This is a genomic window from Xylella taiwanensis (genome assembly GCF_013177435.1).
Taxonomy (GTDB): Bacteria; Pseudomonadota; Gammaproteobacteria; order Xanthomonadales; family Xanthomonadaceae; genus Xylella; species Xylella taiwanensis.
The window spans coordinates 1,071,948-1,086,840 of sequence record NZ_CP053627.1; the positions used below are offsets into that span (position 1 = coordinate 1,071,948).

The following is a 14,893-nucleotide window of genomic DNA, read 5'->3' on the forward strand; positions in this document are numbered from 1 at the left end:
TAAAGACGATCCAATGATGCAACGTATGGAGCAGCAGGTGAGCGGATGTGTGATTAAGAACCGCTCACCTCGGATGGAGCATGGCAAGGGGCATTGCCAATGCGGCAGGGCAATGGCCTGCCGCACACCTATTTACACACCCCCCTGTTGGGTGGACATGCCAGGGATTTGCCTGTTTGTTCGTGGCTCTTATCCGGGGGGGTATCCGCATCAATGCGCGAGCGCTTCCTTCAGCAGCGCCGCCAGGGCCTGTCCGTTTGGGACGCCAAGGCCAGTACAGGCATCCCAACATGTTGTGGCCGCGAAACCACCATTGGCACCACCCTGAATATCACGGTAACCCTGAGCAGAACGGTACAGCCAAGGTGGCATGAATGCCCGGCTGCTGCCACCGTTAACAGCATAAGCGCGCACCAGAAAAGCAGCCCACAGTGGCGCTGCGGCACTGGTACCACCCACCACTCCATGATGCCCATCGACCCGTATGTAATACCCCGTTTCCGGATCTGCATTAGCCGCCACGTCAGGGACGCCACGTTGTGTCAGTGTGCGTGTGACTCCACCTTTCTCAGCGGTGATGACTAAACCTTGCTGCCATGCTGGACACTCATACTTCGCACTCTCGCCACCGCCACTGCCAGACCATGCCTGCTCGTCAGTCTGTATATAGCGGAGCTCCAACCGTGTACCACCGCAGGCCAACACGTACGGGCTGGTGGCTGGATAGTAGACGTTAAAACCCGGTGCCCCACCACGTGCCCCATCGTCGCCGGAAGCCACACAGACAGTGATGCCCATTAATGCTGCTGCCTGGAATGCTTGCTCGTAGGCAGCTAACGCTTGATCGGTCCACATCGACTCTGTCAATCCCCAACTGATCGACAGGACATCGCAGCCAGACTTTTGATCATGGATTGCACTCACGATGGCCTCCAGCATGCCGCTCTCGCTATTAGGTGCGCGATACACGACGAGCGTGGCGCCGGGCGCGACGGAGCCAGCAATCTGCACGTCCAGTTCTGTCTCGAGCCCGTCATCCTTCGGCCCCGCTGGTGGCTGTGCACCCGCAATCTCAACGTCGACAATCGAAGGCATCGGCACACCAACCTCGGCGAAGTAAGCAGCCACCTGATCCCGTCGGTAACCGCTGTCAAGGGCAATAATGCCCAAACGTTGGCGGTGATGTCCTTCGCTGGCCGGCGCACCGTAGAGCTGCGCCACCTGTGGCGGCGTATACCATATCCTTGGCCCATCATGCAGCCCGCGCCGCGGGTGCGAGCAGCCCGCATGGGGGCGCGCATCCAGCCCCATAACAGCGATGACCTTATCCTTCAATGCTGCTGGCAATGTGATCTCACCGGTACGGCCACGGTAACGCTTGTTGTTTTTTTCGTGATAGCGCAGATCGATGCCGAAAGCAGCATTGCAGTCTGCCACGGTACCTTCCAGTGCAACCAATCCAGCCGCTGGTTCCTGGCGCACCACCTTGAGGTTGTATGCCGCCGCAAAACCATCCAAGAGATCCAAGTCCTCCTTAGGGACCGCAAACCGTTTCATAAAGTGTGCCCGGTCCAGCATTGGTGTCGGTACTTTGGTACGGATCAATGCGTGTGCGGCTTCCGCCAACGCAGGTTGCCGCAATACGATAACGACACGAAGATATTCGTTGGCTGATGCTTGCCCAACGTCGTGTGTACCTGGCAGGAGATGGCGATGGCTGCCAGGTAGTGGAATGCGATCTGTCATGAGGGGGCTCCGTAAAGCGAAATCGAGTGATAAAGATGTTTAATAAAGGCGCATCGTGTATACCCGATGCGTCACCGACATAGTACGTATGGCTTGTACACCGACAGGGATGCGGTTGCATAAATAGCATGATGGTACGCGCAGTAATGCGCGACGAGTCACATAAAATGAGTGGCTCGAATGACTGTAACGACGGTCATCTATCTGCGTAACATAAACAGTGTGTTTAACAATAGTCAGATATATCCACTCTATCCACTGCTGTATTGAACTGCGCTGGTCACGTGGCCCACGGCGCAACCAGCGCCGCTGCATTGGGCTGGTCATCAGTGTCCTGGAACTACTTTGGTGAGACCGGCAGACATGATGCGAGACGCAAACGCGTTCCGTGCCGTAAGCAGTGGTATCCCGGTTGTTTTAAGAACACAGATGCATCGGTGTTCGGTGCATCAGGTCACCTACTGCTTGGAACACAACCACACTGCCGCGGCATCCCCGCTAACGGGGATGACCAACAGGGCTGCTGCATGAGCACAACCTACAGGTGATGAGCATCGGCTACTGCCTCAGACGCTCAGACAAAAACTCGATGAAGCATTGCGTCTTTGCCGGCAGTAAGCGGGTTTCGGTGATCGCATAGACCGGCTGCGGTGTGCCGCTCCACGCTGGCATGATTTGACGTAGCTTGCCACTGGCCAGGTCAGCGGTGACGATTTTCTCCGGCATCAGGATGATGCCCATATCAAGCGTTGCCAGACGGCGGATCATGCCGATGCTGTTGAGCGTAAAGCGGCTCCCTACCGATACCGTGGTCCTTCGCTTTCCATCCAGCAATGTCCACGTACCTGCCTTCAGAATGCTCAGGCATTCATGCCGTTCCAAGTCGGCTGGCTTGCTTGGCTCGCCTGAGTTTTTAAGGTAGCCAGGCGACGCGTAGAGGTACGGGGTCAGCGAGGCCAGCAGGCGTGCGATCAGTTGCGAATTTTCCGACTCACCCATGCGGATGGCCACGTCGAAGGGGTCGCTGACCAGATCGACCCGCCGCGGGGTCAAGTCGAAGTCAAAGGTGATCCCAGGATAAAAGCTGGCGAATGCAGTGATCAAGGGTGCCAGGTAGATCACGGCGAAATCCACCGGCAACGAGACGCGCAGCACGCCACTGGGCTGCGCCAGCATTTCGCCGAGCTGTTCGTGTGCCAGACGCGCTTCATCAACGATGCGCTTACAGCGCTCGAAATAAATCTGCCCGGCCTCGGTCAGCTCGATCTTGCGTGTCGTACGGTGGAGCAGCCGCAGCCCGATCGACTTCTCCAGTGCACTGATGCGCCGCGATAGCGTTGAGTTCGGCATCCCCATTGCTTCCGCGGCACGGCGGAATCCCCTGGCTTTGACCACCTCGACGAACAGGGCCATGTCATTGAGGTAATCATCCATCTCAATTGCTCCAAAATTAGATCAATGTTATCCGAAATAACATATTTATCTATTATGAGGAGCGGTTGATCATTGCCTCATCTGAAATCCAAGGACATCATCATGAAACGGGATAAGCGCGTGGCATGGCATCGCACCGATGCCTTTCCTCTGGACGTTACAGGCAAGCAGATTGCTATTGTCGGTGGTACCGGTGGCATTGGCCGCGCGCTGAGCCGTTATCTGGTGTCTCTTGGTGCTGATGTCATCGTGGTGGGGCAAACCTTCCGCGATACCGGAGTCGCTAAGATCACATTCATCCAGGCCGATCTGAGCTTGATGCGTGAAGCATGGCGGGTTGCTGCGGATCTGCAGGCCGAAACACTGGATATGGTGATCTTCACCACCGGCATCTTTGCTGCACCGCAGCGCCAGGAAACGCCAGAAGGTATTGAGCGTGATCTGGCCGTCAGCTACTTAAACCGCCTGGTCATCCTGCGCGTTATCGCTTCGAGGCTGGGAACCCAACGCCTTATGCCGTCGATGAAGCCGCGCGTGTTTCTCATGGGCTATCCCGGCAGTGGCCAGATCGGTACGCCGGACGACCTCAACGCCGTAATGTCTTACAAAGCGATGTCGGCACACATGAACACCATCGCCGGCAACGAAATACTGGTACTCGACGCAGCTAGACGTTATCCGCATGCCACGTTCTTTGGCCTGAATCCCGGCCTCATCAAGACCAACATCCGTGACAACTTTTTCGGCAAGCACTCGCTGAAATCGCACGTGATAGAAACGCTGATCGGGTTGCTGACACCCACCGCCGATACCTACGCCAAGCGCATCACGCCGCTCCTGTTCACCCCCGACATTGAGGATTACAGCGGCGCGATGTTCAACAGCAAGGGCCTGGCCATCCTGCCGTCGACAGGACTGACTGAGTCACACATTCGCACGTTCATGGCGGCGTCCGAGGCGTTGGTAGCACGCACAGGTCTCTAGGAACGGCTGCGTAGTAGGTAAACCAACCCTTTCTTTCATCCAGCACTTCCGAGGATTCCATCATGAGTCACCTGTTTGATTCTGTTCGCGTTGGCCGCTACACCTTGCCGAACCGTCTGGTTATGGCTCCGATGAGCCGCTCGCGCGCGCAGTGTGACGGTACACCGGGTGCACTTGCCGCGACGTACTATGCGCAACGTGCCAGCGTCGGTCTGATCGTGACCGAAGGCACCCAGCCCTCCGATGATGGCCAGGGCTACTTGATGACGCCGGGCATCTACACCGATGCGCATGTTGCCGGTTGGAAGAAGACCACCGACGCCGTACACGCGAAGGGTGGTCACATGTTTATCCAGCTCATGCACGCCGGACGCATGTCCCACCCAGACAACACACCGCATCACCGCCAGAGTGTTGCGCCATCGGCCATTGCACCAGGCACGAGCCTATTCACGGTCAAGGGAATGCAGGACGTTCCGGTGCCACGCGCTTTGACCATCAAAGAAGTGCAGCAGACCATCGCTGACTTTGCCTGCGCAGCCCGTCGTGCGATTGAAGCCGGTGCTGATGGTGTCGAAATCCATGGTGCAAACGCTTATCTGATCCAGCAATTTTTCGCACCAAACGCCAACACACGTAGCGACGCATATGGTGGCAGTATCGAGAATCGTGCCCGCTTCGCTATCGAAACGGCCAAGGTGATCGCCGCGGAGATCGGCGCTGATCGCACTGCCATCCGCTTGTCGCCCGGCATGATGATGTGGGGGATCGATGAGGGTGCCGAAGGGCCGGATTTGTACCGTTATCTGGTCGCTGAGCTCGGCAGACTGGGGTTGGCCTACTTGCACATCGTGGATCAGGGTAACGAGGCGCTGTTAGCCGACATCCGCACGCTCTGGAAAAGCACGTTGATCTTGAATCGTCCGGGCCGCCCACGCGAGCAGGTCGGTGCCGACGTGGCTTCTGGCCTGGCTGACTTGGAAGTCTACGGCACGATGGTCTTGGCCAACCCGGATTTCGTCGCACGGCTTAAGAGCAACGCACCGATGAACGAGGCGTACCGGGAGAGTTTCTATGGTGGTACGGAGAAGGGCTACACCGACTATCCAACCCTGAACGACGCCCAAGAAACCTAAGGAGGCCATCATGTCCATTATTGCTTCGCTCCAGCGCGCCAATCACGGCAACCACTTCCGGGCTTACGGCTTGCGCGGTATGGCCGCACTGATCGACCCCTTCATCGCAGTTGATCATGCCTGGATGAGCGCGCCGACGTTCCCGCCGCATTCCCATGCTGGCTTCTCGGCGGTGTCCTATGTGTTTCTCGATTCGGAAACGGGTATCGATAATCGCGATAACATTAGCACCCATAATCTGATCCGGCCCGGCGGTGTGCACTGGACGACAGCCGGGCGCGGCATCATCCATGAAGAAGTGCCGGCAGAAACCGGCAAGATCGTCCATTCGCTGCAAATCTTCGTCAACCTGGCACGCGAACAACAGGACATCATGCCCTTCGCGTTGTCTCTGGAACCGCACAACGTGCCGGTTGTGCAATGGCCGGGTGCCAAGGTGCGCGTGCCTGTGGGGAGTTTCGGGGATGCCCGCTCTCCACTAAACCCGCCTACCGATGTGACGATGCTCGACATCGCGCTGGAGGAAGATGCCGAGCTGGCCATACCCGTTGCGGCTGGCCATTGCGCCTTTGTCATGCCGATCTTCGGCACGGTGGTGGTGGATGGGCAGCCCTTTGAGCATCATGCCCTCAAGCTCCCGGTGTTCCCCGCGCAAGACACCCCGCACGCGATGCTCTTTCAAGCACCCCATGGCAATGCCAAAGTGATGCTGTTTTCCGGCCCCCCGCTGCAATCCATGTCCATTTGAACCACCAAGGAATTTGACCATGTCTTACGAACGATTCACCGGCAACAACGCTGCCATGCTGCTCATTGATCACCAGGTCGGCACAATGGGTTGGGCCAAATCCATGCCATTCGAAGAGCTCAAGCGCAATACATTGATGCTGGCTAAGACGGCTCGCATCCTCAAGATGCCGGTGGTGCTGACCTCCAGCATGGAGGAAAACGCACAGGGGCCGCTGTTAAGTGAGCTGGAGATGATCCTGCCGGCGGCGTTCGCCGCACGTATTAAACGCCTTGGCATTGTCAACGCGATGGAGGATGAATACTTTGTCGCAGCCGTTACGGCCACCGGTCGCAAGAAGCTCATCATGGCGGGCGTGACCAACGATGTCTGTACGGTCTATCCGGCACTCAGTTTGGCGCGTGGTGGTTACGACGTTCAGGTGGTTGCCGATGCTGGCGCTGCGCCGCATGGAAAAGAATGGTGTGACGCTGACGAGCACGAATCAGGTCATGGCCGAACTCGCCGGTCACTGGACGACGCCGGAAGGCAGTCAGATTGTCCAGGTTGTGATGGAAGCATTCCAAAGCTGATAAATGGTTGAATTTTTCAGCTGGAATGAAGGCGCCAATGGCATTGCGGAGAGCAGCGGAGTGACGTGATCTCCGCTCTTTCGTGCCTGCGGTTGCAAGGAGTTTTCCTTTGCGTGGTCGTGCGGTCGCATTTCAATGTGCTACAAGCGTGTTTGGAACCACTTGCGAGTGATGGTGGTGTCTGTGTGACACGAGGTGTTTTTCGACACACCTGGGTTTTTCTGAGGGGCGTCTGGTTGTTGACCATTCGCCATCCTTGGAAGGGTCATCCATGCAAGGTTGATTGTGTTACAAGGCGTGGATCAAGCGCTGTCGATGACCAAACGGTGTGCATCCATCCACCTTATAGGAAGATTGAGGATTAACGGTTTTCCCCTTGAGGCTGACAAGCATTCCATACATGACATGGCGGCTATTCTGGGGTGTTGCGTCGTGGCACGTTCTTTGAGCGCTTGCGCTTGCATATTCACTACGTATCTGCGGCGTATCGACAGTGATACTGAAGTGATGTGCCAGTCTCTTCGAGCGGATGATTTCAACAGGGATTGATCCTTGCGATGCAAAACCATTCATGAATATGTAGGATGAAAGGACGGTTTGAAGCTTCCATCCTGCCGCCGTTGCGTTTAGACGCAAGCGTTTTTCCGGTGCGATGCTTGGCTGTATCGTTGCAATGTAAGCACCCACTTGGCGTTGCTTCATGTGCAAGCGCCAACTCAATGTTGCGTTGATGCTCTAAGGAAAAATCGACGTTCTTTGTGAGTGAGTGCTTGAAGAAGTATGCGCGTGGCCGCGGTGTGATCGCTTTTTTCCACTGCAAGAATATTTAATGTGAAAGGAGACAATCTAATGTTTATCAACGCTTATGGTGCACACGCTAGCGATAAACCCTTGGAATCCATACAGATCGCTCGTCGTGCCCCGGGTGCGCATGATGTACAAATCGACATTCATTACTGCGGTGTGTGTCATTCCGATATCCATCAAGTACGGTCCGAATGGGGGGGCACGCTTTTCCCATGCGTGCCGGGCCATGAAATCGTCGGCCGTGTGTCTGCCGTAGGGACGCACGTGAATGGCTTTAAGATGGGCGATCTCGTCGCTGTTGGCTGTCTTGTCGATAGCTGCAAGGATTGTCAGGAGTGCGATGCCGGATTGGAGAATTACTGCGACGGCATGATTGGTACCTACAACTTTCCGACGCAGGATGCTCCGGGTCACACGTTGGGCGGTTACTCCCAGAAGATCGTTGTGCATGAACGCTACGTATTACGCATCCGCCACCCGGAGGCACAGCTTGCTGCCGTCGCACCGTTGTTGTGTGCAGGGATTACCACTTACTCGCCGCTGCGCCACTGGAATGCCGGTCCCGGCAAGAAGGTCGGTATTGTCGGTATTGGTGGTTTGGGCCATATGGGCATTAAGTTGGCTCATGCCATGGGAGCGTATGTTGTTGCATTCACCACGTCCGAATCAAAGCGTGAGGATGCCAAGGCGCTGGGAGCCGACGAGGTGGTGGTGTCGCGTCATCAGCAAGACATGGCCGCCCATGCAAAGAGTTTCGATTTGATCCTGAATACCGTGGCGGCCCCACATTCTCTTGATACGTTCCTGACGTTGCTAAAGCGGGACGGCACCTTGACCCTGGTAGGTGCACCGGCCACGCCGCATCCTTCACCCGAAGTCTTCAACCTGATTTTTAAGCGCCGTTCGATTGCTGGGTCGTTGATTGGCGGTATCGCTGAAACACAGGAAATGCTGGATTTCTGTGCCAAACATGGCATCGTTGCGGATATTGAATTGATCCGTGCCGACCGGATCAATGATGCCTACGAACGGATGTTGAAAGGTGATGTGAAGTACCGTTTCGTGATTGATAACGCGACCTTGGCCGCTTGATTAAACATTATCCATTGATGCAACAGTGCCTTTCTTTTGCCTGTCTTTGGATTTTTTCCATTACCACACATTGATCATGGAGTAGCAACATCATGTATGTCGTTGGATTGAACACCTACGGTGGCCCAGATGTACTGCGTCTCATGCAGCTTCCTGACCCGCACCCTGGATTGGGGCAGGTCCGTATCAGGGTGCGTGCGGCTGGGGTCAATCCAGTCGATGTGATGGTACGCGAGGGTTCTTATGCGCAACAATTTGCCCAGGCGCAGCCACCGTTTGTTCCTGGTATGGATATTGCCGGGACCATCGACGAGGTAGGTGAAGACATTGATCCAAGTTGCGGAATCACGATCGGACAGGATGTTGTCGGCGTAGTGGATAACTACGGCAGCTACGGTGGTTATAGCCAGTACGTATGTCTCCCTGCGGCTTCGGTGATTCCGGTTCCAGGCGGTGCTACATTCCCTGCAGCAGCGTCGTTTCTGATGAATGCACTGACTGCTCGTAGTGCTTTGGATACATTGGGCCTGCCGCCAGATTCCACACTACTGGTCACGGGTGCTGCCGGTGCGGTTGGTACTTATACCGTTGCATTGGCGGCCGCTGAAGGCTTACGTGTCGTCGCGATCGCTGCGAAGGAGGATGCGCGTTTGCTGCGTTCTACTGGTGCCATTGAGATCATTGAACGTGGACACGATGTTGCTGCACGGGTACGGCATGCTTTCCCAGAGGGGGTTGATGCTGTAGTGGATGCTGCGCTTTTGTACAAACAGATTGCGCCTACTGTCCGTGACAACGGGACGCTCATCTACTTGCGTCAAGGAAACGACACTGGTCTGGATCGCGGTATTCGGGCGGTGTTCGTGAGGGTGCGTCAGCGTGTCACTGACCATGCCGCCATTGTGCGTCTCGGTCAGCAAGCATCTGACGGACTCTTGCCGATGCGGGTTGCTGCGACGTTTCCCGCCGTTGCGGCGGCGGCGGCCCATCGGCGTCTTGCCGAAGGTGGTCTACGTGGACGCATCATTCTCGATTTCGACGAACTCCATAAGCATTGATCAGCAGTGCGGTTTTTTCGATGCTGATGACAATATCAGGACATGGAAAGCCGTTGTTGCGTGCGGTGTGTGTATTCATCGCATCCGCATTCATACCAATCAGCCTGATCACGGCCATCGTGATTGACCTGCGCATCAGCGAAGCTCAGGCCGGGCAGGTGATTTCGATTTTCAGAGTGTTTGCTTGCTGACCAGCCTGTGCATTGTGTCGTTGCGGTGCGACTCGACCGAAAGGCATTGCTGCTGTGAATGGTCGTGTTTGGAACGGTGTTGGCATGTGCGTCGGATGCTGTGGTGTTCATGATTGCTTGGTGTGACCGATGGTGACTCTGCGCCGATGTTGGTAACGATGGCGTTGCGGTGCGTGCTGGATCCTCAGGTTTCACATGTGTCGACAATCATGCGATGACTGCGGTTGTGGCTGCACCCGTGGCACGTTTCCCTGGGGTAATCATGGGATAGCGCGGCGCAGGCTTTTACATTGTTCCAGTGGCAGCCATCGCCTGGTGGATTGTCGGATGGCGCTTTGTTCCGTGAGGACTGCAAACAGGCCCGGTTCCGGCCATGTCTGCATGTTGCTGAAGCGGTTTTCCATTGCACATGAGGTATGACAGCAGTCGGCATCTTCTGTATGGGCCTGTTCGCGCGGTGCGCTTCTCTGCCTCCTTTCCTTGAAGTAGCGACTCGCGTGGATGCATCCACGCTTCCGTGTGTGCTTCCCGTCATCGGCAGGCCTGGTTTCATCGGAGTTCGCCTGATTGGAAGGTGACTGAACGTTGGTCTTTACTCGGTGCTGATCTTTCATCTCTGGAGGAATGCCAGCGATTGCCATGGGGCTCGTTTGATGCGTGGTGGTAGTGACTGCGATTCTTCTTGGCATCCTGGGGCTGCGGGTAACCGTACCCTCATGGTTTAGCTGACATGATTGACTGAAAGTGCTCCCCCAGAACGCGGAAGATGACAGCGGTGATTCAAATTGTGGTCACGCTGGGGGTAACCGTTGTCGGTTTTGTATTCGACATGAGCGGCTATCAGGGGAGCTTCGATGTCAGCACAATTCTGCGCTGCGATTCTTGTTGTTCTGATGGCACGTGCTGGGTCGCACTCGCCATCCGTAACAACAGTCAGTCGATGATGCACATCGAGCCCGATGTATGGGACTGCGTCATCTGCATTGTTTTCTTTTGCTGTAAAGGCACGTGTGATCGCATGAGCTGCCACTGACGGCCTCACGTCCAGTGAGTGATGGCCTTTCCAGAACGACATCCTGCGATCACGGTTTTCTACCTTGTTCAGCCGTGTGTCGCCTAAGCGGGATTGGCGATTGGGACGCGAGGGTTCTGGTATTGCTGTGACAGCATGAGAGCACCCAAGCCTTGACAGCGGCACTTCAAGCACGATGGGTCGATTTTGCGATCTGCTTTCTTTCTGGGCATGATCAATACATGTCGTATGCCTGTTTGCTTCCGCCATTCTTTTTGCACCGTGTTCATCGTGTCGCCCTCGTGTTGGCGTTGTTGTTGACCATGCCCGTGACGCTCGCCTTGGCTCAGCCGGCGGGTGTGTCTGCAACAACGACAGGGGATGCTTGGATCGACCAGCAGTTGCCTGACCTGGATGTTTATGCCAAGCATTATCCAGACAGCTTCATTGATGAACTGGCACGCTATATCGGAATACCGCACGCCGAAGCGCAGATGCTGCTGAAACAGGGATGGCGTGCGGCTGATGTGTACTTCGCTGGTGCTTGGGCACTGATCACGCGGCAACCATTGCATGCGGTGTTGCAGGTATACCAGGCACACTTACAGGAGGGGTGGCATGCCGCTCTGGCGATCCTACCGGTGGCGCCAGAGAATACCTACTATCGTGCGTTGCGCCATATATTAGTGACAAGCTACGACCATTGGGACCGTCCCATTGTGTTGGATGCTTTACTGCGTCGTCAGCTAGGCGACCGTGCACAACGCTTGGCTGCCGCTCGGGCGGCGGCTGAAGCAGCGGTGGCTGCACAACAGTCCGGGCTGTAGCATTTTCTCGGAGGATATGAGGCTTACCCTAAGAGGGAGGTAGTCGGTTATATGCGGTCGTGGCGGGCATGCGTTGCTGGCATCTTTGTCAGTGATGACGCCGCGCTTACGATGAGATGCATCGCGTGTCACCGTATAACCTGTTTCCTGAATCGGGTCGCTGCAATCACTGTGAACGTGCCACGCTGTTTTTACCTCGCCACACGTGCCAACGTTCGCTCAGACAGGAGAAGATGACGTACAGCGCTGGGGTGCTGAAGAGCGTCAAACTTTGCGAGATCAATAATCCGCCCATCATTGCGATGCCTAGTGGACGGCGCAGCTCGGCACCTTCGCCCACGCCGATGGCCAGCGGCATGGCCGCCAGGATGGCGACCATGCTGGTCATCATGATCGGACGAAAGCGTACGATTGAGGCTGCGCGCATGGCTGCACGCGGTTCCAATCCGTGTTCGCGCTGCGCCACCAGCGCGAAATCAATCATCATGATGGCGTTCTTTTTGACGATGCCGATCAGCAGCACCAGTGCGATCATCGAAATCGTTGACAGTTCGGTGTTAGTGACAAACAGGGCCAGCAATGCCCCCATACCGGCCGCAGGCAACGAGGATAAGATCGTGATCGGATGGATGAGGCTCTCGTAGAGCATGCCCAGTACGATGTACATGGCGATGAGTGTGATGATGAGTAGCACCTTCATCGTGTTTGGGCTCAGATCCTGGTTGGAGCTGTTGTCCCCAGCGATGCGGATATCACCCGGTAGGCGTAATCCTTTGATGGCGGCCTCAATGATCGCTTCGGCCTCACCGCTGCTAACGCCTGGGGCGAGGTTGTAGCTCAAGTCCAGCGTCGTGTACTGGTTGTCATGTTTGATCTGCGGGGGTGTCAGCCCCGGCACCTGGTGTGCAACAGCGGTGATGGGTACCATTTTGCCGCTACGGTTAGGGACTTGGATGTTGTCCAGTGCTGCTGGCGTGGCGCTTTGAGAGGCTAATGCGTTGATGACCACCGTGTATTGATTGGTATCGGAGTAAATGGTGGAGATCTGGCGTTGACCGAAGGCACCGTACAGTGCGCCGTCAATCGCGCCGATTGAAATGCCCATCTGTGCCGCTTTGGCACGGTCGATCACAATGTTCTGGCGCAGTCCAGCGGTATCCATATCGCTGCCAACGTCACGCAATTTCGGATTTTGTTTCAGCATCTCTTGCAACTTTGGTAACCATTCTTCTAGTTGTTTTAGGTCGTTGCCCTGGAGCGAAACACGATATTGGGCTCCCTGACTGGTACCGCCGCCACCGACATCGTGCAGATCCTGGACGGTGCGCAGCCGCAGTGCCAAGTCAGGGTAGTGTGCGGCTTTGGTGCTGAGCCGCACCACCACGGTATCGGTGCTTTCGCGGCGGCCTTCGGCACGAGTTTTCAACTCGATGTTGAACGAAGTGCCCGAACCCCGGCGGCCTGAGCCCATGCGTACCCCAACGCTCTTGACGGCTGGGTCAGCGAGCAGCATTTCAGTGATACGGCGTTGACGGTTGACCATGTCCTCAAACGCCACTGTTGTACTGGAGTTGGCGCGGCCTTGAATCAAGCCGGTGTCTTGGGGCGGAAAGCCGCCTTTCTTGATGGCTCCGGCAAGCATGACGGTCAACACAATCAACAACAGCGGCGTCAGTGCCAGTAACAGCGCGTGACGCAAAGAGAAGTCCAGCGCCGCCGTATACAGATGGAGGATGTGCGTGTAGATACGTTCCAGCCAAGCGTCGGCGCCGTTGGATTTTTCCGGTGCGACGTGCGCGGATAGGAAGCGGCTGCACAGTGCCGGTGTGAGCGTCAGCGAGACCAACATCGAGACAATGATTGCAGCGACCAGGGTGATCGCAAACTCACGGAATAATATGCCGACCATCCCTTGATCGAACAGCAAGGGAATGAACACCACCACCAACGAAGCGGTGATCGAGACAATGGTGGAGCTGATCTCGCGGGTGCCGGTGAGTGCAGCTTCCATGCGCGACATGCCGGCGTCGAGGTGGCGAGAGATGTTTTCGATCATCACGATGGCGTCGTCAACCACGAAGCCAATCGCAATGACCAGTGCCAGCAGGGTCAGATTGTTCAGAGTGAAACCGAACGCATACATGACGATCGCCGAGCCAGCCAGCGATAGGGGAACCGTCGCTGCGGCGATGACGGTGGGTGCCAGCCGGCGCAGGAACAGTGCCATCGTGAGCACCACCATCGTCAAGCTGATCAGCAGGGTAGTTTGGATCTCATACAGCGAGGCACGGATGGTCGGGGTACGGTCGAAGTAAGGCGTCAGCACAGTGCCGGGTGGCAGATAGGTACGTAATGCGGGCAGCTCAGCTTTCACCCGGTCTACGGTTTCAACAATGTTGGCCCCCGCACGGGGGAAGACGTATATCAGCACGGCCCGCTTGCGATTGAACCAGGCGGCTTGGTAGGTGTCTTGCTGGCCGTCGTAAACCTGGGCGACGTCGCCCAGGCGCACGATACGGCCGTTGGGTTGGGTGGCGATCACCAGGTGAGCGAAGTCAACAGCCTTAGCGATCGCACTGTTGAGCAGGATCGCGGTCGTGCTGGTGTCGTCGGAAAGAAAACCTGTGGGTGAGGTGACATTGGCGGCTCGCACAGCGTTGCGTAATTGGTCCGTTGTCAGGCCCAGCGCGTTGAGTGCCTGCATATCCACATCCACCCGTATCGCTGGGGTTGAGGCGCCGGCGATATCCACGGAGCTGATGTCCTGAATCTGGGACAGGTGCTGTGCCAGCAGCGAGTCGGCCACGTTGTACAGCGCATCCACCGACTGTGTTGCGGAAGTCAGAGTCAGAGCAATCACAGGGTCGTCGTTTGGGTTGGCTTTCTTGTATGACGGGGAGGACAGCCCGGAGGGCAGATCAGCTTGCGCTGCGTTGATGGCGGCTTGGACGTCTTGTGCGGCCGCGTCAATATTGCGGCTGTTCTGGAACACTAGAAATACGGTGCTGTTGCCCTCCGAGCTGGAAGAGCGCATGCGTTTGATGCCGGGAATCTGTCCTAGATAACGTTCTAACGGGGCGGTGACCGTGGACGCCATGGTGCTGGCGTCAGCGCCCGCCTGGGAGGCGTTGATAAAAATCACCGGGATCTGAAATTTCGGCAATGGCGCCACACTCAACCGCAGGTAGCAGATCAAGCCGATGACAAACACGCCGATTGCCAACAATGAAGTGCCGATCGGACGCTTGATAAACCCGGCAGAGATATTCATGAAGCTGGACCCCCG

At 56.4% G+C, this 14,893-nt stretch carries 13 protein-coding genes; 9 read left to right on the forward strand and 4 right to left on the reverse strand.

The genetic code is table 11. The annotated features are described in order from the left end of the window. Positions 1-210: 210 nt before the first annotated feature. Both PLS229_RS04575 and PLS229_RS04580 read right to left on the reverse strand, forming a co-directional pair. On the reverse strand, positions 211-1,746 hold the full coding sequence (locus PLS229_RS04575; protein ID WP_038270246.1) for a S53 family peptidase: 1,536 nt from the start codon (positions 1,744-1,746) through the stop codon (positions 211-213). Between the two features lie 558 nt (positions 1,747-2,304). Beyond that, complete coding sequence (locus PLS229_RS04580; protein ID WP_038270243.1) at positions 2,305-3,180, reverse strand: LysR family transcriptional regulator; 876 nt, start codon at positions 3,178-3,180, stop codon at positions 2,305-2,307. Positions 3,181-3,282: 102 nt separating this feature from the next. Between PLS229_RS04580 and PLS229_RS04585 the strand changes: the two genes are divergently transcribed. The 4 genes from PLS229_RS04585 to PLS229_RS04600 all read left to right on the forward strand — a co-directional run bounded on the left by PLS229_RS04585 (position 3,283) and on the right by PLS229_RS04600 (position 6,631). Beyond that, complete coding sequence (locus tag PLS229_RS04585; RefSeq protein ID WP_038270240.1) at positions 3,283-4,164, forward strand: SDR family NAD(P)-dependent oxidoreductase; 882 nt, start codon at positions 3,283-3,285, stop codon at positions 4,162-4,164. A gap of 62 nt (positions 4,165-4,226) precedes the next feature. Continuing rightward, complete coding sequence (locus tag PLS229_RS04590) at positions 4,227-5,300, forward strand: alkene reductase (RefSeq protein WP_038270238.1); 1,074 nt, start codon at positions 4,227-4,229, stop codon at positions 5,298-5,300. Positions 5,301-5,310: 10 nt separating this feature from the next. Continuing rightward, positions 5,311-6,048 (forward strand): pirin family protein, encoded by a 738-nt coding sequence (locus PLS229_RS04595; RefSeq protein ID WP_038270235.1) that lies wholly within the window; start codon positions 5,311-5,313, stop codon positions 6,046-6,048. A gap of 19 nt (positions 6,049-6,067) precedes the next feature. Further along, a complete protein-coding gene (locus tag PLS229_RS04600; protein WP_200866178.1) occupies positions 6,068-6,631 on the forward strand; it encodes an isochorismatase family protein in 564 nt (187 codons plus the stop codon). A gap of 277 nt (positions 6,632-6,908) precedes the next feature. Here the strand turns inward: PLS229_RS04600 and PLS229_RS04605 are convergent, their stop codons facing one another. Then, on the reverse strand, positions 6,909-7,322 hold the full coding sequence (locus PLS229_RS04605; protein ID WP_038270232.1) for a hypothetical protein: 414 nt from the start codon (positions 7,320-7,322) through the stop codon (positions 6,909-6,911). Between the two features lie 147 nt (positions 7,323-7,469). Between PLS229_RS04605 and PLS229_RS04610 the strand changes: the two genes are divergently transcribed. From PLS229_RS04610 to PLS229_RS04630, 5 genes are all read left to right on the forward strand, one after another. Then, on the forward strand, positions 7,470-8,519 hold the full coding sequence (locus PLS229_RS04610; RefSeq protein WP_038270222.1) for an NAD(P)-dependent alcohol dehydrogenase: 1,050 nt from the start codon (positions 7,470-7,472) through the stop codon (positions 8,517-8,519). Positions 8,520-8,611: 92 nt separating this feature from the next. Then, positions 8,612-9,577, forward strand: a complete 966-nt coding sequence (locus PLS229_RS04615) for an NADP-dependent oxidoreductase (protein WP_038270221.1) — start codon at positions 8,612-8,614, stop codon at positions 9,575-9,577. Positions 9,578-9,597: 20 nt separating this feature from the next. After that, positions 9,598-9,768 carry a hypothetical protein gene (locus PLS229_RS04620; RefSeq protein ID WP_160165118.1) on the forward strand — a complete coding sequence of 57 codons (171 nt, stop codon included), beginning with the start codon at positions 9,598-9,600 and terminating at the stop codon, positions 9,766-9,768. Positions 9,769-10,534: 766 nt separating this feature from the next. After that, positions 10,535-10,801, forward strand: coding sequence for a hypothetical protein (locus PLS229_RS04625; RefSeq protein ID WP_152536567.1), 267 nt, complete (start codon positions 10,535-10,537; stop codon positions 10,799-10,801). Positions 10,802-11,022: 221 nt separating this feature from the next. Further along, entirely contained in the window at positions 11,023-11,607 is a 585-nt protein-coding gene (locus tag PLS229_RS04630) for a hypothetical protein (protein WP_038270214.1), read from the forward strand. Positions 11,608-11,773: 166 nt separating this feature from the next. Here the strand turns inward: PLS229_RS04630 and PLS229_RS04635 are convergent, their stop codons facing one another. Beyond that, positions 11,774-14,878: an efflux RND transporter permease subunit gene (locus tag PLS229_RS04635; protein WP_038270212.1), complete on the reverse strand. Its 3,105-nt coding sequence runs from the start codon at positions 14,876-14,878 to the stop codon at positions 11,774-11,776. Positions 14,879-14,893: the final 15 nt, after the last annotated feature.

Coding starts and splice junctions, on each gene's coding strand:
- PLS229_RS04595 (WP_038270235.1), top strand. CDS start 5,311: ATGTCCATTATTGCTTCGCTCCAGCGCGCCAATCACGGCAACCACTTC.
- PLS229_RS04580 (WP_038270243.1), bottom strand. CDS start 3,180: ATGGATGATTACCTCAATGACATGGCCCTGTTCGTCGAGGTGGTCAAA.
- PLS229_RS04620 (WP_160165118.1), top strand. CDS start 9,598: ATGCTGATGACAATATCAGGACATGGAAAGCCGTTGTTGCGTGCGGTG.
- PLS229_RS04635 (WP_038270212.1), bottom strand. CDS start 14,878: ATGAATATCTCTGCCGGGTTTATCAAGCGTCCGATCGGCACTTCATTG.
- PLS229_RS04615 (WP_038270221.1), top strand. CDS start 8,612: ATGTATGTCGTTGGATTGAACACCTACGGTGGCCCAGATGTACTGCGT.
- PLS229_RS04605 (WP_038270232.1), bottom strand. CDS start 7,322: ATGAAGCAACGCCAAGTGGGTGCTTACATTGCAACGATACAGCCAAGC.
- PLS229_RS04610 (WP_038270222.1), top strand. CDS start 7,470: ATGTTTATCAACGCTTATGGTGCACACGCTAGCGATAAACCCTTGGAA.
- PLS229_RS04600 (WP_200866178.1), top strand. CDS start 6,068: ATGTCTTACGAACGATTCACCGGCAACAACGCTGCCATGCTGCTCATT.
- PLS229_RS04590 (WP_038270238.1), top strand. CDS start 4,227: ATGAGTCACCTGTTTGATTCTGTTCGCGTTGGCCGCTACACCTTGCCG.
- PLS229_RS04575 (WP_038270246.1), bottom strand. CDS start 1,746: ATGACAGATCGCATTCCACTACCTGGCAGCCATCGCCATCTCCTGCCA.
- PLS229_RS04630 (WP_038270214.1), top strand. CDS start 11,023: ATGTCGTATGCCTGTTTGCTTCCGCCATTCTTTTTGCACCGTGTTCAT.
- PLS229_RS04625 (WP_152536567.1), top strand. CDS start 10,535: ATGACAGCGGTGATTCAAATTGTGGTCACGCTGGGGGTAACCGTTGTC.
- PLS229_RS04585 (WP_038270240.1), top strand. CDS start 3,283: ATGAAACGGGATAAGCGCGTGGCATGGCATCGCACCGATGCCTTTCCT.